Here is a 23,797-nt window from a genome sequence, read left to right on the forward strand (position 1 = left end):
TCACAAACGCTTCAAAACAAAGCTGCCAACCACAACGTTATCGCTACGGTTCAGCTGTCCTTGCTCAACATTAAACTTCTCTGCCAATTTCACACGAGCCTGCTCAAAAGGTTGGAAGTCTGAACTGCGAGCTTGAATTCGCACTTCGCCACGTTGACCATCATATTTAAAGCTGGTGATTTCCAAATCGCTGACCTGACCAAGTGTCGCGGGCAGTGCCGCCAACCAAGACAACATCGCCTGCTGACCGCCACCACCAGATAAGCGGCGCTCTTCATCATCCATTTGTCGTTTGAGATAACTAACGGTAGGAATTCGTCGTTTATTCGGGAACACCTGGCGAAAAATACGCTCACTCTCCTCACGATACGCTTGAGCTTGTGCTTCGTACTTGTGGACCACGAGCAACTGCTGCGCAACCATGACGACGATAAGCACGCCCGCAGCAATGGTGGCTTTTTGCCAGAGCTTCCAGTATTTACCCCAAGAAGATTTAGGCTTGAAGATCCCGGTCAGCAAATTGACTTTGCTTTCTGTCACCCCCTTCGCCAGTAACCCCATGGTCATTTCCTCTGGCTGCGGCTCCCATACTTCAGGTAACGCAGATTCAGGGACTGAGCTATAGCAATCGAGCTTCCAACCTTCATGATTTTGTAGATAAGAAGAGAGGTAAAGGTCTAACCAAGAAGCATCGACAACCGCACCCTCTGTCGCTGAGTGACGAATCAACCATTGATCACCAAGCATCGCGGCACTGCTATGCTCTCCCTGAGCAGGTAACGCAAGCACATCTGGCAAGATGCGTTTGATGGTGATGCCTTGGCTTGAAAAACGCTGCAATACGGTCTGAATCCAAGCGCGTTCAACAGCGCACACTTGCGCTTTATCCGCTTGTTTACCTAACACGGTAAAGTGAAGGCCATCAACGTCCTGCGCGACTTCATCTTCCACGAGGTACGGTAACATCGCGTCGAACTGACGTGTTGCGCCTGGCGGTATATCCACTTGCGTCAAGACCACATCATTACTCGCCAATAGCGCCACAACTTGGCGCTGACCTGCATAAGAGATCAACTCATCTAAGTGTTCCCATCCGGCGATTTCACCGCTGGCAATCACTTCCTGTTGATCTGTCGACCACACCACCCAAGGAATGGTACTTTGTTGTTCGCTACTCAGCCGAACGGTCAGAAACTCGCTCACTGATCCCTCCAAAACGACGGCGAACTACGGTCACCGTCTCTCTATTTGTACTTTGCAAAAGGCTTCGGATACGTACACGTGATTCATCCACCAACACTTGTGCATCCAATTCAAAAAAGGCGCTATCCACACCCAAATAGCCTTTGGCGTTTTTCTTTACATCTTCACTTAAGCCAGCCATTTCTGACTCTGCTAAAAATTCATCAATGCTATCCCACCCATCAAATGGGCGTTTTTCAATTAGCTGAATCGCATCACTACTGCTTAAGTTTGGTGAGAACATTGCCACCAAAATCGGAGCTTGCTCGACTTCAATCGTATTTACGTTTAAACGCCAGTCATCACTTGGTAATGCACAGACCAGCGGTTCCAATTTTTGGAAAATTTCACCACTCACCTGATAGACAGCCCGTAACTCGGAAGCATCTGCCATCCAGCCATTTGACGCTAAATACGCGGGTTTCATCGCTTCATATGTGCTGTCTTCGACCCCGGTTGTGGAGCGAACGGTGTCATCAGCATCAATGTATTCCCAGGTAGAGTCTGCAATGATTTCTGCCTGGTACGATTCAACATCCGATTCTTCCAATAAACGCTGCAGCACATTGACTAAATACGGTCTTGCGATTTGCTGTCCCGTCGGTTGCACACGGCTCAATACATTGAGGTTAAAGCACGCTTGTTTGTCTCTAATTCGTCCCGCCGCTTGACCATAATCTAGCGGATAGACTTGTTCTTTTATTGCCCACGGCTGACTCATATTGATCGTATCGGTGTCTTTGTAGCTTTGCTCGATACCGACTTTTGCCAACGCCTCTACCCCAAGGCTATACCAATACGCTTGCTGGTAGTTAACTTGATTGGCGCCCCGCTGAAACTGCAAAAACAAACGCTCCGACATACTGGCGGCAACTGTCGCCATAATCGCCAGTAACATCAGCACAATAATCAAAGCGACACCACGCTGACGATTAACCATTATTGCTGCCTCCTGAACTTCCTTCTTTCTGACTCAATGTGCCATCAGGAGTCAGATAGGTGCGGGCAATCTCTCCATAATCTTTTAGAGTAAGGATCACAGAAACCGCTTTCGGTAGCGATTTTTCATCATCCCACTCTTTTTTCCATTGTTTACCATCGTAAAAACGCATATCAAACGATTCGACCTGCGTCAGCAATGGGGTAACGATGCCTTGTTGACCCACTGGCGTGTCAGGGTAGCGCCACCATACTCGTTGTAATGTTTCTTCTTTTAAACGATAGCCAACCTTAGTGATCTCCCCTCGGGGAAACTGCTGTTGAGGATTGTGCCATCCTAAGCGAGCAAACATTAGCCCTTTAGTGTCGGAGTCGAGCAAGTAATCTGACCAAAAAATCAGTTGGCTCGCGGGCTCTTCACCATTTGTCCGCGTTTGGCGCATCGCCATTTGACGAAAGTCATTATCCATCATCACCATGGCGCGCTGAATTTCATTTAAGCGCTGAGTTCTCTCTTGTGATAGTGCATTGCTGCGCTGCACTTGCGATACCACTTGATACGCGGCGACACTTAAACTGGCAAAGATGGCAATCGAGACCAACACTTCAATAAGTGTAAAACCTTTTACCAGTTGGCGCTTACTTGCGCGTGGATTCTTATTGCGCCACATAACTTCGTACCGTCACGACTGGGCTCGCGTTTTTCTCGAGCGCGACGCTCACATCAAATGCTTTCAGCAATGGCTGCGTGGTGGCAACAGGCGTGATTTTCCAGTACCAAGTGCGCCCAGCCAGCTCTTCTGTGCCGTTCTTTACTTTAAGTTCACTGGTACTCAACATCACGTTGGCCATCTGATTATCCACAACCATGGCTGCAAACATTTTTTCTTCTAAATAACTGATCGTATTAATATGCTGGCTCACCGAGCGAATGACGCTGATGGCAGCGGTGGCGAAAATAGCCAGTGCGACCAATACTTCCAGTAGTGTCATGCCTCTCGTCCGGCGAGGACTCCAATGTGGGCGAGCTTGCTTAGAATTGCGCATTCTCATCCTCTTTCACTTCTTCGCCCGGCGCTAGTAACAAGATTTGTCCACTTTCTTTGCCGATGACTCGCCACCCGTCATTAAAGGCGTCACCATTTTGCGGAAAAAAAGACAGAGTAAATGGCGTAACTTCTGCACTGGAGAAGATAAACACTTGCGGTGGCTTAACTTTCTTTTCGTCGTCTTCTTCTTCAGCAAACATGTCTTCATCAAAAAGAGAGCCCGGTTTGAATAAGCGATCATCATTATCCCAAGCACCGCCACCTAGTTCGAGCAGTAGCGTAATGTCATCTTCCAACTTGGTTTTGCTCGGAATCTGCTTTAACTCCAGAGGCTGCCAACCTTCCGCGGTCAAACTCAGTAGAGCGTACGTTGATTTAGCGTCATCCACTCGAACGCCAAAGTCTTTACCGCTTAGTACGGCCTCTTCGTTAAGTAGCTGTAAACGCTGAAAAAAGCTTTGAGCATACTGTTTGGAAAGATCTTTTTGGCTGGTCGGTAATGTCGTGATCACGGCCACTGCCGTGAGGGATAGCAAAACCAGCACCAATAGAATTTCTATCAATGTAAAACCGTTGTGTTTTCGCATTTGCTTCATTAGTGCTGGCTTAGGCTCTATTTATTGGAAATCTTGCATGTTCCAGTTGCCAATATCTGCAGCTGGACCTTCTCCACCCTCTTGGCCATCTGCGCCTAGAGTGAAGATGTCAATCGTACCGTTATCGCCTGGGCTTAGGTACTGGTACTGGTTACCCCAAGGGTCATTAGGAAGACGTTTGATGTAACCGCCATCACGGTAGTTGCGAGGCTCTGGGTTAGAAGGCTTGCTAACTAATGCTTCCAGGCCTTGGTCTGTCGTTGGGTAAACGCTGTTATCCAACTTGTACATATCTAGGGCATTTTCCAGCGCTACGATGTCCGTAATCGCTTTTTGTTGGTCAGCCTTCTCTTTGTTACCCAATAGGTTTGGAACAACGAAACTTGCCAAAATACCAAGGATAACGACAACAACCATCACTTCTAAAAGTGTGAAACCGTGTTGTTTACTACGTTTAAATTTCATTTTTTTCTCCGAAAGTTAGATTCAAGCCATGCCGTAAGTAGACACGTCTTAATTCGAATTTATCCGCTCATCAAGTTATTCATTTCTAGCATTGGCATCAAGGTCGCCATCACAATGAACAACACTAATCCAGCCATTAAGGCAATTAATGCCGGAGTGAATACGCCTAACGCAATATTGACTGTAGATTCAAAGTTTTGATCTTGGTTATCGGCAGCACGCGTCAACATGCTCTCCAATTCACCACTTTGCTCACCACTGGCGATCATGTGTAGCATCATTGGTGGAAACAGACGAGTTTGATCTAACGCCTTACGCAGGCTGGCACCTTCTCGAACGTTATCTGCAGCAAGTAACACTTGCTGCTTCACATAGCGATTAGACATAACATCCACCGCGACACGCATGCCTTCTAGAATTGGAATCGCACTGGAAGTACAAATCGAAAGTGTTCGTGCGAATCGTGCGGTATTCAAACCTCGAGAGATTTTGCCCAATAGCGGTAGACTCAAGATTTTTCTATCCCAAGCTAAGCGAAAGTCTGGTTTTTGCAACGCCAGTTTGAGCCCATAGAAAAACACCACCAGCACGACGAAGATGATAAGCCCCCAATCTTGCACAAACTCACTGGCTGCCAGTAAGAACTGCGTTGACTGAGGTAACTCTTGTCCCATCTGAATGATTGGCTCAATGATTTTGGGTACCACTGTCGCTAATAAGAAAGAAACAATAACAACCGCAAACACCACCAAAACCACCGGGTAGATCATGGCTTGAAGCAGTTTGGAACGCATCTTCTGACGGTTTTCGACGTAGTCCGCCAAACGCTCTAATACCGTATCAAGATGGCCTGACTTTTCACCCGCCGCAACCATGGAGCGATAGAGCTCATCAAACACGTGGGGGTAATCAGCAAAGCTGTCGGCGAGCGGATAACCCTCGGTTACTTTCGAGCGAACCGCAGCCAGCATAGAACGAATTCTCGGCTTTTCAGCCTGCTCAGAGACAGCACGCAAACATTCTTCCAAAGGCATACCTGATTGGACTAACGTGGACAATTGACGTGTGATTAGTGCCAGCTCAGATGTTGAGATGCCGCGCTTAAAGCTGACTGAGCCTGAAGACTTAGCCGATTTAGCTTTCGTCTCGACCACTTCAATCGGGATCATCCCTTGCTCTTTGAGTCGCTGGCGTACTTGTCGGGCGTTGTCCCCTTCTATCGTGCCTTTTTTATGCTTGCCTTTTGCATCTAGCGCTTTGTACTCAAATGCCGCCATTAGGTTTCCTTCGTCACTCGCATCACTTCTTCAAGTGACGTAATACCACGACGTACTTTGCTTAGACCATCACTGCGAATACTTGGCGTATGGGCGCGAACGGCTCTCTCAATTTCTTGCTCACCAGATTCTCGGTGAATCAATTCTTGCACTTGCTCATCGACCATAATGAGCTCGTGGATACCTGTTCGACCTCGGTAGCCTTTTTGGTTACACGCTTCACAGCCTTTAGCACGGTGTAGCTCTAGTGGTTCATGCGCTTCCATACCAAACAGTTTCTTCTGTTCAGCATCGGCTTCATACGGTTCTTTGCAACTCGGGCAAAGCGTACGAACCAAGCGCTGTGCTAACACACCCAATAACGATGAAGAAATAAGGAATGGTTCAATGCCCATATCGCGTAGACGCGTGATCGCACCAACAGCGGTGTTGGTGTGAAGGGTCGACATTACTAAGTGACCCGTTAAGGACGCTTGCACTGCAATTTGTGCGGTTTCTAAGTCACGGATCTCACCGACCATCACCACGTCAGGGTCCTGACGCAGAATAGCACGCAAGCCACGCGCAAAAGTCATGTCGACCTTCGGGTTCACCTGAGTCTGACCGATGCCATCAATGTCAAATTCGATCGGGTCTTCAACCGTTAAGATATTGCGTTCGTTACTGTTGATCTCTTGCAAGCCAGCGTACAAAGTCGTCGACTTACCAGAACCCGTCGGGCCGGTGACCAAGATAATACCGTGAGGACGCTGAATAAGATGACGGAAATTGTCGTGCACGGAAGGCGTCATACCTAAGCTATGCAAATCGAGGCGCGTCGCGTTTTTATCCAACAGACGCATAACTACTCGCTCACCATGTGACGACGGCATTGTAGAAACACGCACATCAACCGCACGACCACCAATACGCAGTGAGATACGACCATCTTGAGGTACACGCTTTTCTGCAATATCCAGCTTCGCCATGACCTTCACTCGCGACACTAACAGTGGTGCAAGCTTACGACTTGGAGTGAGCACTTCACGCAATACGCCATCGACACGGAAACGAATCGAAAGGGTTTTCTCGAAAGTTTCGATGTGAATATCCGACGCCCCTTCTTTGATCGCTTCACCCAACATCGCATTGATCAACTTAATGATTGGTGCATCGTCTTCTGACTCTAGTAAGTCTTCATCATGCGGCAGCTCTTCAGCCAATGAGAAAAAGTCGTCGCTATCGGCACCGATGTCTTCCATCAATTGACGCGCTTCAGACGAGTCACGCTGATAAGCTTCGGTTAACTTTTTATCGAAGGCTTCTTTATCGATAGGTTGCGGCACGAAGCTTTTCTTCAGCACACGACGGACTTCGACCAGAGCCGCTGGGTTGAGCGGCTCGACATAGTAAAGAATGGGCGGACGCTCAGGATGCTCTGTCTCCAGCACCAGTTTAAAGCGATTGGCAAAACTGAATGGCAGACGACGCATACTTGGCGCTGTGTCTAACATATCAACCATTAGTTGTTTTCCATTTGATCAATAAACGCTTGGATCTCGGTTGGGTGCTGACGCTCCTGGCCAAAGGCTGGCATGACTGGGATCTTCTCGTCAGCCATCAACTTCAATCCTTGATCCGCTTTGTAGAGTTGCTCTGCGCGAATAAAGTTGTATTTGCGCTGTGTAATGCCGTCTGCGGTCATACCATCACGAATAATCGTCGGCTTGATGAACACCATCAAGTTACGCTTTTCTGTTTGCGTGCTGGTTGATTTGAACAAATGACCAAGCACTGGGATGTCACCCAGTAGCGGTACTTTTGACTCACTTTCAAGTGCACGTTCATCAACCAAACCACCAAGAACCAGCATCTGACCATCTTGGATCATGACTGAGGTATTTAGCTGACGCTTAGCAAATCGAACGTCAACCGCACCGTTTGCACCCAACACATTGGACACTTCTTGCTCGATATTTAACTGAACAGAGTCACCTTCGTTAATTTGTGGCACAACCTTAAGCTTGATGCCCACTTCTTTACGATCAACCGTTTGGAATGGATTGTCGTTGTTTGAGCCAGCCGTAGAGCCTGTGATAACAGGCACTTCTTCACCAACAATAAATGATGCTTCACCATTATCCATTACAGTGATACTTGGAGAAGATAGAATGTTTGAGTTGGAGTCGGTCGCTACTGCACTGACCAAAGCAGTCCAGTCACCCATCACGATGCTCATCGCAGCGCCGTTAACACCGCTCAGTGCTGATGCAAGAGTAGAATAGTCACCAGATTCAGTAACATCATATGGCGTTCGTTCGCCATTCGCATTTGTGTAGTATTCAGTTCGAGTTTGATCTTTTGCTTCTTCTAGACCAACCATTACCTGACCAATCGGTGCACCAGAGTTACCGTACTGAATCACCGCACCGGTTTCCAGTGAGCCCCACTGAACACCTAAGTTAATGCCGTCACCTTCTGACATTTCAACGATCAGCGCCTCAATCAAGACTTGAGCACGACGAATATCAAGCTGAGCAATAACATCTTGTAGCGCATTCATGATATCTGGTGGAGCCGTTAATACTAAGGCGTTGGTCGCTGCGTGCGCAGCAATCACCACTTCACCACGCTGGGCACCTGAGGCTTTCTGGCCGACTTGCTTTTCAGCTTGTAGGTTATCGGAGACACCTTTTAATACATCCACCAAATCTTCAGCTTTCGCGTTCTTCAGGTAAACCACGCGGTTATTACCTTTGGTCGCCATTTCAACGTCAAGTTGACGAATCAATCGCTTCAGACGCGCACGTACTTTAGGGTCGCCAGAAATCAAAATCGCATTGGTGCGTTCATCGGCAACAATTTTAGGCTCAAGGAACTCAGGCGTGCTCTTCTGATTGGTGCTTTTATTCAGTGCTTCAACAATACGCACCATTTCAGCAGCAGAAGCATTGCGCAGTTCCACCAGCTCAATTTCTTTATCACCCGCTTGGTCAACACGCTTAATGATTTCTGCTAAGCGATTTACGACCGCCGCACGACCTGTGATTAAGATGATGTTCGCTGGATCGTAGTGAACTACGTTACCAGCACCAGCATTATCAATCAGTTGACGAAGTAGAGGAGACAACTCACGAACCGACACATTACGCACCGCAACAACTCGAGTGATAACGCTATCGCCTTGCGCGCTGCCATCACCTAATACAGGGATTGCTGACGTTTTTGAGTCTTTCGCTTTGATAACCTTAAGTACACCGTTGTCCATTTCTACGACGGCGTAGCCGTATACTTCGAGTACGTTAAGGAAAAAGCTGTAGTATTGCTCTTCGTTAAGCACGTCATAGCTGCGGACATCGATTTTACCGCGCACTGAAGGGTCAACAATGATGGTCTTTTCGAGATTACGACCCACTATGTTGATGAATTCTTGAATATCAGTGCCTTTAAAGCTGGCACTAAATTCGTTTGCTATTGCACCTGGGACGCAGAGTAAACTTCCTGCTAGTAGCCAGGCACTTTTGCTGAACCAATGTTTCACGTATGTCTCCCTGAACTTACGCCGGTTGCCTAAGTCTTACAATTGGATATAGATATCGTACTGTTGGCCGTCGCGCTCAACAGTTAAATTTAATTCTTGCGGATCGCTCATCACTTGCATCAGTTGTACTGAAGAAGACGGGTCGCTTAAATCGATCCCGTTAAGTTGCACCGCAATATCACCAGGTTCTAGACCCACATCATTAAACAGCGCGGCATCACGACCAGGTGACACTCGATAACCAACAATGCCCCCGTCTCTTTTGACGGGTGAAATGGTGATGTATTTGAAAACGCTTTGTGGATTTTTCGCAATTTCCTCTCGGATTTGCTCTAATTTTTCTCCAACGTCAGACGTTGATTCTGCTCGTTGAGATTGGGCTCTGGCTATCTGCGGCGATTCAGATAGCTTCTTATATTCTATACCCTGCATCATTAAGGTCTCGTCTCGACCTTGGTTATCAATGATGACGCGATCCACTAATACGGCTTTTAGTGTCGCACGCGTACCTTCAATTTCTTCACCTAAACCATACGTTGCTTGCTTGCCACGGTTGGCAATGACAGCAAGGCTGGTATTCGCATCACTGCTTGCAACCGCGCCAACCAGTGTAAGGTTAAGGCGCGTCTTAGGAGCGTCTTTAACAACAGGTTGTTCTACAACTGCAGGCTTTTGTTCAGTGAATTTACCGAATAGGTTGGCATTCTGAAGGGCATTAAAATCTATCGCGTCGCCTTTATTGCTCGCAACAACGCTGCTCGTCGATGGACGCCATTGCGGCACTTCCGACGATTGAGGTATGGCTAACCATACAATTTTGCCAAGTACCCATCCGGTTATCGCAATAAACAGACAGGTGAGCAACAAGCTAAGTTTGGCTTGAATTGTATAATTATTGGACTTGATCTGAGCCAGTAGCGGTCTGCTTGATAATCCTGCACTTAGCTCTAAACGTTTCACTGAATGGATTCCTTTATTCTAACGTTCGTCATGTAAGCTATAACAATAGCTATCGACTTTAAATTGCTAAATTTGCAATAAAATTATTACTCAACAAAGAGCAGTGAACTATATCACAAGTTGTCTTTCATACCTTTTTCTTATGCAGTTTTTGCCAACTCCCTTGAAAAAAATACGCCTTGACTCCATCTGTAGGTGAATAATCCATCACTCATTGCCATATTCGGGCAGTGATTAGATAGCGTAGTGTTCTATGAGTTCCCTAAATGAAGCCGTTAGGCTAGATAAATGGCTATGGGCCGCAAGATTTTATAAAACCCGCTCTATCGCTCGTAACATGGTCGATGGTGGTAAAGTCCACTATAATGGCCAACGAAGCAAACCGAGTAAAATCGTTGAAGTGGGCGCCGAAGTAAGACTTCGTCAAGGCAACGAAGAAAAAACGGTGATCATCGAAAAAATTTCTGATCAACGCCGAGGCGCTCCCATCGCACAGACCTTGTATCGCGAAACTAATGAAAGTATAGCGAAACGTGAGGAACACGCGACTCAACGTAAGCTTAATGCCCACAACCCAAGTCCAGAACGCCGCCCAGATAAAAAGCAGCGCAGAGACATCATTAAGTTCAAACACCAATAAAAGCCGGAATTACCAACGAGGAAAGCACTCCATGGCAAATAATGTTTTAAACCGCTACCTATTCGAAGATCTTTCAGTACGTGGCGAGTTGGTACAATTGGATGAAGCGTACCAACGTGTTATCTCCAGCAAGGAATATCCGGCAGCAATAGAGAAACTGCTGGGTGAGCTACTCGCTTCAACCACTCTTTTAACTGCCACTCTTAAGTTCGAAGGCTCAATCACCATTCAGCTACAAGGCGACGGCCCTGTATCTCTTGCCGTTATCAACGGTGACCACAAGCAACGCGTTCGTGGCGTGGCTCGCTGGGAAGGCGATATTGCCGATGATGCAAGCCTCCACGATCTCATGGGTAAAGGTTACCTCGTTATCACTATCGAACCGAAAAACGGTGAGCGTTACCAAGGTGTTGTTGGATTAGAAGGTGATACTCTAGCCGACGTACTAGAAGGCTACTTCGCAAACTCAGAGCAGCTAAAAACGCGCCTATGGATCCGCACGGGCGAGCATGAAGGTAAAGCCCACGCAGCAGGTATGTTGATTCAAGTAATCCCTGATGGCACTGGTTCACCAGATGATTTCGAGCATCTAGAGCAACTGACTGACACGGTAAAAGATGAAGAGCTATTTGGTCTAGAAGCTAACGAACTACTATACCGCCTATATAACCAAGACAAAGTGCGCCTTTACGAACCGCAACCTGTCGAATTCCATTGTGGCTGTTCTCGTGATCGTAGTGGTGCCGCTATCATCACCGTTGAGAAAGCTGAAATTTATGACATTTTGGCTGAAGTAGGATCCGTTTCTTTACATTGTGATTACTGTGGCACGACCTATACGTTCGACGAAGCAGAAGTCACCGAGCTATATGCACAAGCTTCTGCGGACAAGAAAACCCTTCATTAATTTACATAGCTTATCAAGCACGTAATTTACCCTACAAAATGCCAGCTTAATGCTGGCATTTTTGTGATCTACCCCTCGTAATGCCTCGCTTCAAGCGTAATAAAACAACTGCTTAATTTTAAACAATTAATAATGATTTTGCCCTAGCGCAAAGGATTGCGTGCACGATAAACTATTCCCACCAATATGTGACGGGTTACCTAAAACCTTATTGAAATCATGGATAAATTTTGAGCTATCTCCCTGTTTTCTCCCCGCCCCGTTGCTAGCATGGTGAGCAGATTAAAATTAAAACATTCTTACAAAATCCCTACAAAAATCCTTATAAGGAGCACCTATGACCGTTATGGAACATACTAAGGCTGCAACACTTGATCTAACCAAGCACGGACTGCATAACGTTAAAGAGGTTATTCGCAACCCTAGCTACGAAATGTTGTTTGAGGAAGAAACGCGTGAAGACCTAACTGGTTATGAGCGTGGCGTGGTTACTGAACTAGGTGCGGTTGCCGTTGACACTGGCATCTTTACTGGTCGCTCACCAAAAGATAAATACATCGTCAAAGACGCTACGACAGAAGAGCATATGTGGTGGACGTCTGATCAAGTAAAAAATGACAACAAACCAATCACTCCAGAAGTGTGGGACGAGCTGAAAGAACTGGTCACAAACCAGCTTTCTAACAAACGTTTGTTTGTTGTTGACGGTTACTGTGGTGCAAACCCAGATACGCGTTTGAGCATTCGTGTTATCACGGAAGTCGCATGGCAAGCGCACTTCGTTAAAAACATGTTTATCCGCCCAACGGAAGAAGAATTGGCAACATTTGAACCAGACTTCGTGGTAATGAATGGCGCAAAATGCACTAACCCAAAATGGGAAGAGCAAGGTCTGAACTCAGAAAACTTCACCGTATTTAACCTAACCGAGCGCATGCAACTTATCGGTGGTACTTGGTACGGCGGTGAGATGAAGAAAGGCATGTTCGCGATGATGAACTACTTCCTTCCTCTAAAAGACATCGCATCAATGCACTGTAGCGCTAACATGGGCAAAGATGGCGACGTAGCGGTATTCTTTGGTCTCTCTGGTACCGGTAAAACCACACTATCAACTGACCCTAAACGTGCGCTAATTGGTGATGATGAGCACGGTTGGGATGATGACGGCGTCTTCAACTTCGAAGGTGGTTGTTACGCGAAAACCATCAAGCTATCGAAAGAAGCGGAGCCAGACATCTACAACGCAATTCGCCGTGATGCACTGCTAGAAAACGTAACGGTACGTAGCGATGGTTCTATCGACTTTGATGATGGTTCGAAAACAGAAAACACACGTGTTTCTTACCCTATCTACCATATCGACAACATCGTTAAGCCAGTATCAAAAGGCGATCACGCGAATAAAGTGATCTTCCTATCGGCGGACGCATTTGGTGTGCTACCTCCAGTGTCTAAATTGACACCTGAGCAAACGAAGTACCACTTCCTATCTGGCTTTACTGCAAAACTGGCAGGAACAGAGCGTGGTATTACTGAGCCAACGCCAACCTTCTCTGCATGTTTTGGCGCGGCGTTCCTAACGCTTCACCCAACTAAATACGCAGAAGTACTGGTTAAACGTATGGAAGCAGCAGGCGCTGAGGCTTACCTAGTGAACACAGGTTGGAACGGCACTGGCAAACGTATCTCGATTCAAGATACGCGCGGAATTATTGATGCGATTCTTGATGGTTCGATTGAAGATGCACCAACTAAGCACATTCCTATCTTCAATCTTGAAGTACCGACTTCACTACCAGGTGTGGATCCAAGCATTCTAGACCCTCGTGACACGTACGTTGATCCACTTCAGTGGGAAAGCAAAGCGAAAGACTTGGCTGAACGCTTTATCAATAACTTTGATAAATACACGGACAATGCGGAAGGTAAATCTCTGGTTGCCGCTGGCCCTCAGATTGATTAAGTCGAGTAACAACGACGTCGCGTAAACCACAGTGATAAGTGGGCAGCCACTTATCACTTTTACGTAGACCAAGTTACAAAAAACCGCTTCAAGCCCCTCTTTTGAAGGGCTTTTTATTGAATACCGCAGAATATTGATACAAGCTAAAGCCTATCTAGTTTTATTTAATTGCAAACGTAGGTTCTAGCAGGGATGAAAACAGCGCGTCGAGTTCTAATTCTGTTACTGGTTATCTTAGTTGCCATTCCGGCCACTATGATTGCGCTGTTAACAACATCTTACGCCGATGCAACTTGGCGTCTGCTATCAAACAGCATTTCCTTGCCCTTTCAAGCAGAAAGCGTGCGTTACGATTTTCCCTACCACCTAACTTTACAGGGTGTGAACACAAACGTAGACGACGCTTCTTATATCGAGCAAGTCGATTTATGGATGAATCCCGATGTTTATCGCGATGGTAAATGGATCGTTGATAGCTTATTGATTGATGGACTTAATTTGCAGTATGGCGCGCCAAAGCTCCCGCCTTTAGATAACGTTTTATTCCATCAAATCGCGCTCAAAAATATTGATTACGCCGACGAGCAGTTTTCTGGTAATGGCATTGACCTTCAAATTCAATCACCACAATGGAATGACCAGTTAATACCATATGGCGAGGTTCAACTTGCAGCCGACCAGATCTATTGGAATGGCGAAGCCTTTAATCAGGTCTTGGTCGACATGGACTACAAACCGCAAGACAGTACGCTCTATGGCACCTCATTTAACTGGCGTAACAGTCAAATTTCAGGGCAAGGCGAGCAGTATCCACAAGGCTGGTCTTTAGTGAATGTGACCATCAATAAGTTGCAACTCAATGATACCCAGCTCCAATCACTGCTTGCTAAGCCTTGGCAAGCAATACCATTCAAGATTAATCACATTAATAGCTTAGACTTACTGAACGCCGATATTGAATGGGGCGATTGGCACTGGCAAAACTTAGAGCTCTCCGTAGAAAACGCCACACTGCCACTGTCTCTCTGGGAGACAACGGCTCAAGTTTCATTGCAGGCGGATAGCGTCCGATTCCAACAGCAAACCGCAATAGAGCCACGTTTAAGTGCTGTTATCAAGCCTGAAAAAATCCAACTCAACGAGCTCAGCTTAGATTGGCAGCAAGGTCGAGTGCAGGTCTCTGGGGTGTTCACTCGAACGCAATGGCAACTCGAAGAAGCCTCCATTCAAGGCCTCAAGTGGGCAATACAACCTGAAGATAACCAAAACTGGTGGCACGCCGCCATCAGTAAGTTAGATCATGTCACAATCCAACGACTCGACATCGAGCGCAGCCAAATCATTCAGCTATCTCACGAACCTTATTGGCAGTTCTCCGGTTTAAACATCGAAGGGAAGCAGCTTGATCTTAAACAGGTCAATCAACGTTGGGGCCTTTGGCATGGCGATCTGGAAGCTAGCGTTGTCAACGCCAGTTATAACCAAGTGCTCACGTCTCATGCTGCACTTGCCATGCAAAGTGAGAATGGCTTTTGGAAACTGACACGCCTTTTTGCACCACTCGAGCAAGGCTACGTAGAAGGCATCGGACAGATAGACCTAAGAACTCCGAGCCAGCCTTGGGCACTCAACCTCAATGCCGATGGCATTCCCTTATCACTCTTCCACGATTATTTACCCGACACACTGGCTATTGATGGTTTTTCCGATCTCAGCCTCGCTCTACAAGGATTATCAGGTGATCGCAACATGCTGGCCTACAGCTTATCGGGTGAAGTGGAAGCCAACCTACGAGATACCCGTTTTAAATCCCAAGCGAATCATTCGCTCAAAGCCATTACCTTAAGTCCGCTGCGTTTAAGCGCGCAACGAGGGAAAGTCGCCATAGAACCAGTCACCATTTCAGGGAAAGCTATGAGTGGTAGGGTTTGGGGCGAGTTTGATATGGCCAACAACCCGCTAAATGGCATTGTTTATCAATGGAAGGACTCGTGCGGGAGCGTTGAAGGCGATCTACTCAGTGGCGAAATCCATCATAATGAGTGTTTAAAAGCACCAGCTCCAAAAGAACCGGCTGATGTTGAAAGTACTCCACAAACACATGAATCATCCATTGAGCAGCCAACTGTGATCGATAACGTCAATGTGGAGATTCAAGAGGAAGAGCTTTCCGAAGAAATTGTCGAAGAAGACGAAGCATCTGTCACTGATCCCACCACAGAGGAACAAATCCTCCCACCGACAGAGCGAGAAAAAGAAACAGATAAGCGCCCTACAGATCAGTAAGGCGCCCTCTCAATTAACAACTGAGTAATTGCGAATAGTTCGGTATCAGCATATAGGTACCAACAAAATCTACGGCTGGCGTGTCGCCACTATAAATCACCACGTGAATGACGATGCGTGCTTTGCGCCCTGACTCCAATCGATCTAGGTCACCACTGATCCCATCCAACGAAGTACTTGCCACAGGGTTTTGTTCGACTGGTTGACGATAACGAATCGAGCTGTCGGCCAACACAATATCACCATGCAAACCGCGCTCTTTAAGCAGCAGCCACGTCATACCCCACCCCGTCAATGTAGCTAAAGTAAAAGCCGACCCCGCAAACATGGTGTTATGCGGATTAAGGTTTGGATTAAGTTGCGCGCAGCATTCAAACTGGTAACCCGTGTACTGGTTAATTTTTATCCCCATTTTGTCGCTAATTGGGATCTGTTGCTCCCAGCGCTGCTGAAGTTCAGTGCACCATTCTGGGCGACGCAACACATTCGCCATCGGATCCAATGGTTTCACCATTTGCTGGTGACGCACAGGGCCGCGCTCGTCGGTCAGTTCACCACGACGCTCAAAGCCATTTTTCTCGTAAAATGCGATGGCATCTTCACGGGCATTACACACCAAGCGCTTCGCCCCTTCTTGGCGTGCTAACGACTCTAGCGCGACCAGAACCAGCGAGCCCATCCCCTTACTACGGCGATTATTTTTAACCGCCATATAGCGGATTTGGCCATCATTATCCGGCGTAATGTATAAACGACCGATCGCCATAGGACGCCCTCGACCATCAACAATCATACGGTGATGGCTCATTTCATCGTATTCATCGCGTTCAGAGCCAATTGGCATACGCCATGGCTCACGAAGCAGTTGCCAGCGAAACTGATAATACTTGTTTATCTGATTATCGGTTTTGGGAGTAATGAGTTTGAACATATCAATCCTTTGAAAGCACAACACTAATAAATGTCGGAAAAATCACTCCAAGCCAATTCCATGAGCTTGGAGTTAAAGCTTAGACTATGGCACCGGTGTTACCAGACTAGACCTGCAACCAAAACGTCACCGGACCGTCATTCACCAAGGACACTTTCATATCGGCAGCGAAGCGGCCACGCTGTGTGGGCAAAACTTGTTCACACAAATCAGAAAAGTAATCATACAAGCGCTCAGCATCATCAGGATGCGCGCCGCGAGAAAAGCCAGCACGAGTGCCTTTTTTTGTATCCGCAGGTAACGTAAATTGAGAAACCACCAGCACTTTGCCTTCTACCTGTTTGACGTTCAGGTTCATCTTACCTTCATCATCTTCGAACACGCGGTAGGTCGTAACACGCTCCATCAAGCGTTTTGCTTTGGCCTCATCGTCGTCTTTCTCTACTCCTAATAAGACCAGCAGACCACGATCAATTTCCCCTACGACTTCACCATCCACACGGACGGCAGCTTCACTGACTCGTTGAATTAGCGCTATCACTACTCTCGCTTCCTTCATCTGTTAACTGAGATTCAGCGGTCGAGTGTATCATGTCTAAATCTTCACTCCAGTGCTCTCGCTCACCAAGCGCAGCTGTGACTTCCGCACCCAATAACACGATCATCCAGCATAAATACACCCAAACAAACAAGATAGGAATCGCGGCTAACGCGCCGTAAATGAGCTGATAAGATGGGAACTGCGTGATGTAGAGTGCAAAGCCCTTTTTACTTAATTCGAACAGTATCGCAGCGACTGCTGCCCCCATCGCGCCATGAGCCAGGTGCACTTTTTTATTCGGCACCAGAATATATAAGCCAAGGAAAGCGAAAAAAGACAACAACAGCGGTAACCAACGTAAAAACAGATTAAACGCACCAGATAATGTCTCGTTCTCTAAAATTTGCAGTGAGGTCACGTACGATGTCGCCGCGATACTCGCACCGACCATGATCGGCCCTAACGTGAGTACCATCCAATACATAGAGAATGAAAAGACTAAACGGCGCTTATCTTTAACTCGCCAAATGTAGTTTAAGTTCTTATCAATGTTCGAAATCAGCATGACTGCAGCAATGAATAAAAACCCACCGCCAACCGCGCTCATTTTGCCCGTATTCGCCACAAATTCCTGCAATGCCGTATGTACAGCTTCCCCAGATGCCGGAACAAAATTCTCAATAATGTAGCCTTGCAACACCTCACCGACGTTCGCAAAAACGGGAAATTTCGACAATATTGATAACAATACCGTCAGCATTGGCACGATGGATAACAAGGTAATGTAGGCAAGATAGCCCGCGTTCACATTGACGCGATCATGCGTTAATCGCTTAAGAAGATACTTAAAAAACGCGACGCAACTTGGCAGTAGATTGATTAATCTTACCTTGTAACTCTCTGATAACTGGTTCATAGTTCATCCCATAATAAGGGTCTGTTGACCTTTTGAGCTGATTTTTGCAGCAGTTTGTGGGTTCTTTATACAAGGCAGAGGCTTTGAATTGTAGTTAACCTACCAGAGAAGCCGATAACGCAGTAGAAAGAAACCACAAGCGCTGCCCGAAGGGTTCGTCTAGAAGCGTTTTACTCTTTGTTGAGAGGCGTTTTGCTTAGAATGACTATGCTACAACCCTCTCGCCGCGATTAAAACGCTTTTATATCGAACAAAAAAACAACCACAAAAGGTCGGCAGACCCTATTGTCGAGGACATAAGAATGCCTTATTTATTAGCAATTGTACTATCAATTTTCACTTTAACAGGGTGTCAATCTGCTTATTACTCAGCGATGGAGCAAGTTGGGTACCATAAACGAGATATTATGGTCGACCGCGTTAAAGATGCCAAAGAATCTCAACAAGATGCACAAGAAGAATTCACCAGTGCGCTCGAAGCCTTATCTGCGATCACTAATTTTGATGGTGGTGAGCTAGAAAGTGTCTACAACAAAATCAATGACAAGTACGAAGACAGCGAAAAAGCGGCGCAAGACGTTCGTGACCGCATTGCTGCGATTGAAGACGTTTCCGGCGCACTATTTAATGAATGGCAAGACGAACTAGAGTTGTACTCGAGCGCGAAATTGCGCCGTTCAAGCGAAAAAAAGCTACGTGAAACCAAAGCTTCGTACAAAACCATGCTTAGCGCAATGAAGCGTGCGGAGAAAAAGATGACTCCTGTACTAAATACACTGCGCGACAACACGTTGTACTTGAAACACAACCTTAACGCGAGTGCGATTGGCTCTCTACAAGGTGAATTTTCTAGTCTAGAGAAAGACATTCAGTTTGCCATCAAACAGATGAACGAAGCGATTGCAGAGTCTGATAAATTCCTGCAAAAGCTCAATCAAAAGTAAATGATTCAAACCTCCTCCTAGCGAGGAGGTTTTAGTCTGTGACCTCACCAACTAAACCGATGACTCTTCGAACAAAGCCTACTCGTTCTAGCACAGTGCCCCATGGCACTTCGACCACTTCGTAACCCAACTCAGCATAGATATCCACTAAGGATTGATGAATCTCCAATGCTTCTTCAAAGCTGTGTGGACGCACTTCATCTTGCACGTAAATGGATGCTTCAGGTCGACAAGTAAACACCTGACTATGGTACCCAGCACTTTCGGTTAAGAAAGCTTGGTCAACCTTACAGCCGCCCACTTGTAGGTATGCAATGATGTCAGGGATGGCGCGATCAACAAACGCAACGTCATGACAACGCGCATCACTCTTTTGCTTGCTCATCAAGTCGAGACACAATTGAGCAAACTCAGGCAGGTTCGTCCACGGCAAGATACCGTCGTCTAACTGGTTTTGCTGTTCAATTAGCGTACGAGAGCTCTCTGCAAACGTCGCATACCCTTGCCGCTCTAATGCATTCAGTAGGGTGGTTTTCCCCGCACCTGGGCTACCAGTAATCACAATTGGCTTCATGCTGATATGTTCATTCTCTAGATACAAAAAACCCTGAGCATAACTCAGGGCTTCTTCTTAATTGAATCGCTTAACGAAAATTATTTCGCGCCACGAGAAGCACGTTTACGATCGCTTTCCGTTAGGAATTTCTTACGGATACGGATGCTTTCAGGTGTTACTTCTACTAGCTCGTCGTCATCGATGAACTCAAGCGCTTGCTCTAGTGTCATGATGATTGGCGGAGTTAGAACCTGTGCGTCATCTGTACCAGATGCACGAACGTTGGTTAGCTGCTTACCTTTCAGTGCGTTTACTGTTAGGTCGTTGTCGCGGCTGTGAATACCGATAACCATGCCTTCGTAAACTTCCACACCGTGACCGATAAATAGACGACCACGTTCTTGAAGGTTGAACAGTGCGTTAGTTAGCGCTTTACCCGCAGCGTTAGCAATCAGAACACCGTTGATACGCTGACCGATGTTACCGCCTTTGTGTGGGCCGTAGTGGTCAAACGTATGGTATAGAAGACCAGAACCAGAAGTCAGTGTCATGAATTCCGTTTGGAAGCCGATCAGACCACGAGATGGCATGATGAAGTCCATACGTACACGGCCTTTACCGTCTGGAGCCATATCTTTCAGCTCACCTTTACGTAGGCCGATATTCTCCATGATACCGCCTTGGTGCTCTTCCATTACGTCGATAGTTACCGTTTCAAACGGTTCCATTAGCTGACCATCTTCTTCTTTGATGATTACTTCTGGACGAGATACGGCAAGCTCGAAGCCTTCACGACGCATGTTTTCGATCAGGATAGACAGGTGAAGCTCACCACGGCCTGATACGCGGAATTTGTCTGGATCGTCTGTTTGTTCAACGCGCAGTGCAACGTTGTGTACCAGTTCCTTCTCTAGACGCTCAAGGATGTTACGTGAAGTGACGAACTTACCTTCTTTACCAGCGAATGGAGACGTGTTTACTTGGAACGTCATGGTTACTGTTGGTTCATCAACAGACAGTGCTGGTAGTGCTTCTACTGCGTTTTGTGCACAGATAGTGTCAGAGATTTTAAGCTCGCCAAGACCAGTGATTGCAATGATATCACCCGCGTTAGCTTGCTCAACTTCGTGACGCTCTAGGCCTAGGTAGCCCATTACTGTGCCCACTTTACCGTTGCGAGTTTTGCCGTCTGCACCAACAACCGTTACTTGCTGGTTTGGCTTAACGCTACCACGAGTTACACGGCCAACGCCGATAACGCCAACGTAAGAGCTGTAATCCAACTGAGAGATTTGCATCTGTAGTGGACCATCTAGGTCAACTTCTGGTGCAGCTACTTCGCCAACGATAGTTTCGAATAGCGGTTCCATGTTCTCGCCAGTTTCGCCTTCTTCTAGAGAAGCCCAACCGTTAAGAGCAGAAGCGTAAACCACTTTAAAGTCTAACTGTTCGTCAGAAGCACCTAGGTTGTCGAATAGGTCGAACACTTGGTCCATAACCCAATCAGGACGTGCACCAGGGCGGTCAATCTTGTTGATAACAACGATTGGTTTTAGACCATGAGCAAACGCTTTTTGTGTTACGAAACGCGTTTGAGGCATTGGACCATCAACCGCGTCAACGATAAGTAGTACAGAGTCTACCATCGACATGATACGTTCAACTTCGCCACCGAAGTCCGCGTGTCCCGGAGTATCTACGATGTTGATACGGTAATCGTTCCAGTCGATTGCTGTGTTTTTAGCAAGAATGGTAATACCGCGCTCTTTCTCGATGTCGTTCGAGTCCATGACTCGCTCTTCAGCTTCACCGCGAGACTCAAGCGTGCCTGATTGTTGTAGCAGCTTGTCAACCAACGTGGTTTTACCGTGGTCAACGTGCGCGATGATCGCGATATTTCTTAATTTATCAATCTGTGGAGTAGCCATGGATATTGATTCACTTAGATAGATGAAATGCCCCCACGCTGAGAACGGGTGCTCTCTGGCGACATTTGCTGATTAAAAAAACGGCCATAATGTACCAGATTTTAGCAAAAAGCCTAGAAATATGTGATCTACTCCCGAGCATTTCTGCGATTTTTACGCTTAATGCCCATTTTCTTCCTCAGAACGAATTGATTAAACGCAACTTTATTCCAATCGATGCATAATTCAAATTGACTCTTGCTCAAAAACTGGGCTGAATAAGCAATGCGCCTGTCACATTATGGTGCAATAATTATTTTCCGCACCACAATAGTGCAAGTAAAGATCATTTTGGTGCAATCATCTGCACCAAGCTAGCGCCAAAAAACACAATTGCTTGAAATTAATGGAATATTTTTTTTGGCACGGTTTTGGCTTTAGTTAAAACAGCATCGATTAATGAAAAGTCAAATTGATTAATCAATGCCAGGTTTCATGAATAATTCATAAATCGAGCTTTTACCGCTTATTAACACTGGAGGTTATCCAAGATGTCAGTAGAAAACGTTCTATCGCTGATCCAAGAAAACGAAGTTAAGTTTGTTGACCTACGCTTCACTGATACAAAAGGTAAAGAGCAGCACATTTCGATCCCTGCTCACCAAATCGACGCAGACTTCTTCGAAGAAGGTAAAATGTTCGATGGTTCATCAGTTGCTGGCTGGAAAGGTATCAACGAATCAGACATGGTAATGATGCCTGACGCATCTTCTGCTGTGCTTGACCCATTCACGGAAGACGCAACACTAAACATCCGTTGTGACATCTTAGAGCCGGCAACAATGCAAGGCTACGACCGTGACCCACGTTCTATCGCAAAACGCGCTGAAGACTTCATGCGCTCTACTGGCGTTGCAGATACTGTACTTATCGGTCCTGAGCCAGAATTCTTCCTTTTTGATGACGTGAAGTTCTCGACGGACATGTCAGGATCTTTCTTCAAAATTGATGACGTAGAAGCAGCATGGAACACGGGTTCTGATTACGAAGAAGGTAACAAAGGTCACCGTCCAGGCGTTAAAGGTGGTTACTTCCCTGTAGCTCCAGTGGATTCATCTCAAGATATCCGTTCTGCTATGTGTCTAGTAATGGAAGAGATGGGTCTTGTTGTTGAAGCTCACCACCACGAAGTGGCAACAGCGGGTCAAAACGAAATCGCAACTCGTTTCAACACGCTAACAACCAAAGCTGACGAAATCCAAATCTACAAGTACGTTGTACACAACGTTGCTCACGCGTTTGGTAAAACGGCAACATTCATGCCTAAACCACTTGTTGGTGACAACGGTAGCGGTATGCACGTTCACCAATCTCTAGCGAAAGATGGTGTAAACCTATTTGCTGGTGACAAGTACGGCGGTCTATCTGAAATGGCGCTTTACTACATTGGCGGTATCATCAAACACGCTCGTGCAATCAACGCATTTGCTAACCCATCAACAAACTCGTACAAACGTCTTGTACCAGGCTTCGAAGCGCCAGTTATGCTTGCTTACTCTGCACGTAACCGCTCTGCTTCAATCCGTATCCCTGTGGTACCAAGCCCGAAAGCACGTCGTATCGAAGTTCGTTTCGGTGACCCAGCGGCTAACCCATACCTATGCTTTGCATCAATGCTAATGGCTGGTCTTGACGGTATTAAGAACAAGATCCACCCAGGCGAAGCAATGGATAAAGACCTTTACGATCTACCAGCAGAAGAAGCAGCAGAAATCCCAACGGTTGCATACTCACTGAAAGACGCACTAGCAGAGCTAGATGCTGACCGTGAATTCCTAACAGCGGGTGGTGTATTCTCTGACGACTTCATCGACTCTTACATCGAGCTGAAATCTCAGGACGTAGAGCGCGTGAACATGACAACTCACCCAGTTGAGTTCGAACTTTACTACTCTGTATAAGGTCGACACTGTGTAAAATGTAAACACAGCAACAAAATATTAGGCTCGCCTCGCAGGCGGGCCTTTTTTGTATTCGTCAGTCAAGATTTGACGTTTAACATGAGGGGATAATAAAAATACGCTTGGACTTTTTACCTTATGGGTCAAAGAGCTAAGCCATTGAAACGTGAAATCATCGATCAAAAGAAGGTGAG

Annotated in this window: 21 protein-coding genes; 6 read left to right on the forward strand and 15 right to left on the reverse strand. The window is 46.5% G+C overall.

What is annotated here, in order from left to right:
* Genes gspL through gspC form a run of 10 tightly spaced genes read right to left on the reverse strand, consistent with a single transcriptional unit; the run spans nucleotide 1 to nucleotide 10,048 of the window.
* Entirely contained in the window at nucleotides 1–1,203 is a 1,203-nt protein-coding gene (gspL, locus tag FKN16_RS08415; protein ID WP_170902466.1) for a type II secretion system protein GspL, read from the reverse strand.
* Nucleotides 1,172–2,182, reverse strand: a complete 1,011-nt coding sequence (gene gspK / locus FKN16_RS08420; protein ID WP_139060255.1) for a type II secretion system minor pseudopilin GspK — start codon at nucleotides 2,180–2,182, stop codon at nucleotides 1,172–1,174. The genes gspL and gspK overlap by 32 nt, the downstream gene beginning before the upstream one ends.
* Complete coding sequence (gene gspJ / locus FKN16_RS08425) at nucleotides 2,175–2,852, reverse strand: type II secretion system minor pseudopilin GspJ (protein ID WP_170902467.1); 678 nt, start codon at nucleotides 2,850–2,852, stop codon at nucleotides 2,175–2,177. Before gspJ ends, gspK begins: the two co-directional genes overlap by 8 nt.
* Nucleotides 2,839–3,228, reverse strand: a complete 390-nt coding sequence (gene gspI / locus FKN16_RS08430; protein WP_170902468.1) for a type II secretion system minor pseudopilin GspI — start codon at nucleotides 3,226–3,228, stop codon at nucleotides 2,839–2,841. The genes gspJ and gspI overlap by 14 nt, the downstream gene beginning before the upstream one ends.
* Nucleotides 3,215–3,817 (reverse strand): type II secretion system minor pseudopilin GspH, encoded by a 603-nt coding sequence (gspH, locus tag FKN16_RS08435; protein ID WP_124007329.1) that lies wholly within the window; start codon nucleotides 3,815–3,817, stop codon nucleotides 3,215–3,217. Before gspH ends, gspI begins: the two co-directional genes overlap by 14 nt.
* Nucleotides 3,818–3,847: 30 nt before the next feature.
* Nucleotides 3,848–4,291 (reverse strand): type II secretion system major pseudopilin GspG, encoded by a 444-nt coding sequence (gene gspG, locus FKN16_RS08440; protein WP_005394985.1) that lies wholly within the window; start codon nucleotides 4,289–4,291, stop codon nucleotides 3,848–3,850.
* Between the two features lie 59 nt (nucleotides 4,292–4,350).
* Nucleotides 4,351–5,568 (reverse strand): type II secretion system inner membrane protein GspF, encoded by a 1,218-nt coding sequence (gene gspF / locus FKN16_RS08445; RefSeq protein WP_005394987.1) that lies wholly within the window; start codon nucleotides 5,566–5,568, stop codon nucleotides 4,351–4,353.
* Nucleotides 5,568–7,070: a type II secretion system ATPase GspE gene (gene gspE / locus FKN16_RS08450; RefSeq protein ID WP_005394994.1), complete on the reverse strand. Its 1,503-nt coding sequence runs from the start codon at nucleotides 7,068–7,070 to the stop codon at nucleotides 5,568–5,570. Before gspE ends, gspF begins: the two co-directional genes overlap by 1 nt.
* Nucleotides 7,070–9,088: a type II secretion system secretin GspD gene (gene gspD, locus FKN16_RS08455; RefSeq protein WP_005394995.1), complete on the reverse strand. Its 2,019-nt coding sequence runs from the start codon at nucleotides 9,086–9,088 to the stop codon at nucleotides 7,070–7,072. The genes gspE and gspD overlap by 1 nt, the downstream gene beginning before the upstream one ends.
* Before the next feature lie 36 nt (nucleotides 9,089–9,124).
* The gene (gene gspC, locus FKN16_RS08460) at nucleotides 9,125–10,048 is read right to left on the reverse strand and encodes a type II secretion system protein GspC (RefSeq protein ID WP_170902469.1); all 924 of its coding nucleotides are present in this window, start codon (nucleotides 10,046–10,048) and stop codon (nucleotides 9,125–9,127) included.
* Between the two features lie 253 nt (nucleotides 10,049–10,301).
* Between gspC and hslR the strand changes: the two genes are divergently transcribed.
* The 4 genes from hslR (at nucleotide 10,302) to FKN16_RS08480 (ending at nucleotide 15,847) form a co-directional block, all read left to right on the forward strand.
* Complete coding sequence (hslR, locus tag FKN16_RS08465) at nucleotides 10,302–10,688, forward strand: ribosome-associated heat shock protein Hsp15 (protein WP_031780440.1); 387 nt, start codon at nucleotides 10,302–10,304, stop codon at nucleotides 10,686–10,688.
* A gap of 31 nt (nucleotides 10,689–10,719) precedes the next feature.
* Nucleotides 10,720–11,595: an Hsp33 family molecular chaperone HslO gene (gene hslO, locus FKN16_RS08470; RefSeq protein ID WP_170902470.1), complete on the forward strand. Its 876-nt coding sequence runs from the start codon at nucleotides 10,720–10,722 to the stop codon at nucleotides 11,593–11,595.
* 337 nt (nucleotides 11,596–11,932) lie between these two features.
* Nucleotides 11,933–13,561 (forward strand): phosphoenolpyruvate carboxykinase (ATP), encoded by a 1,629-nt coding sequence (pckA, locus tag FKN16_RS08475; RefSeq protein WP_170902471.1) that lies wholly within the window; start codon nucleotides 11,933–11,935, stop codon nucleotides 13,559–13,561.
* Nucleotides 13,562–13,753: 192 nt separating this feature from the next.
* Nucleotides 13,754–15,847: an AsmA family protein gene (locus FKN16_RS08480; RefSeq protein WP_170902472.1), complete on the forward strand. Its 2,094-nt coding sequence runs from the start codon at nucleotides 13,754–13,756 to the stop codon at nucleotides 15,845–15,847.
* 13 nt (nucleotides 15,848–15,860) lie between these two features.
* Here the strand turns inward: FKN16_RS08480 and FKN16_RS08485 are convergent, their stop codons facing one another.
* The 3 genes from FKN16_RS08485 to FKN16_RS08495 form a co-directional block, all read right to left on the reverse strand.
* The gene (locus tag FKN16_RS08485; RefSeq protein ID WP_005395003.1) at nucleotides 15,861–16,778 is read right to left on the reverse strand and encodes a bifunctional GNAT family N-acetyltransferase/hotdog fold thioesterase; all 918 of its coding nucleotides are present in this window, start codon (nucleotides 16,776–16,778) and stop codon (nucleotides 15,861–15,863) included.
* Between the two features lie 106 nt (nucleotides 16,779–16,884).
* Nucleotides 16,885–17,319 (reverse strand): D-aminoacyl-tRNA deacylase, encoded by a 435-nt coding sequence (dtd, locus tag FKN16_RS08490; protein WP_170902473.1) that lies wholly within the window; start codon nucleotides 17,317–17,319, stop codon nucleotides 16,885–16,887.
* The gene (locus tag FKN16_RS08495) at nucleotides 17,291–18,235 is read right to left on the reverse strand and encodes a virulence factor BrkB family protein (RefSeq protein ID WP_170902474.1); all 945 of its coding nucleotides are present in this window, start codon (nucleotides 18,233–18,235) and stop codon (nucleotides 17,291–17,293) included. The genes dtd and FKN16_RS08495 overlap by 29 nt, the downstream gene beginning before the upstream one ends.
* Before the next feature lie 302 nt (nucleotides 18,236–18,537).
* On the opposite strand from FKN16_RS08495, the gene FKN16_RS08500 reads away from it, so the two are divergent.
* Complete coding sequence (locus FKN16_RS08500; RefSeq protein ID WP_170902475.1) at nucleotides 18,538–19,179, forward strand: DUF2959 domain-containing protein; 642 nt, start codon at nucleotides 18,538–18,540, stop codon at nucleotides 19,177–19,179.
* 31 nt (nucleotides 19,180–19,210) lie between these two features.
* Here FKN16_RS08500 and FKN16_RS08505 read toward each other — a convergent pair whose 3' ends face one another.
* On the reverse strand, nucleotides 19,211–19,753 hold the full coding sequence (locus FKN16_RS08505) for an AAA family ATPase (protein WP_170902476.1): 543 nt from the start codon (nucleotides 19,751–19,753) through the stop codon (nucleotides 19,211–19,213).
* 80 nt (nucleotides 19,754–19,833) lie between these two features.
* Nucleotides 19,834–21,663, reverse strand: a complete 1,830-nt coding sequence (gene typA, locus FKN16_RS08510) for a translational GTPase TypA (RefSeq protein WP_046874152.1) — start codon at nucleotides 21,661–21,663, stop codon at nucleotides 19,834–19,836.
* A gap of 530 nt (nucleotides 21,664–22,193) precedes the next feature.
* Here typA and glnA point away from each other — a divergent pair.
* Nucleotides 22,194–23,603: a glutamate--ammonia ligase gene (gene glnA / locus FKN16_RS08515; RefSeq protein WP_145533315.1), complete on the forward strand. Its 1,410-nt coding sequence runs from the start codon at nucleotides 22,194–22,196 to the stop codon at nucleotides 23,601–23,603.
* Nucleotides 23,604–23,797 lie beyond the last annotated feature (194 nt).

Origin of the sequence: Vibrio sp. 11-4(1) (genome assembly GCF_013048625.1) — a bacterium.
GTDB classification, from domain to species: Bacteria; Pseudomonadota; Gammaproteobacteria; order Enterobacterales; family Vibrionaceae; genus Vibrio; species Vibrio diabolicus.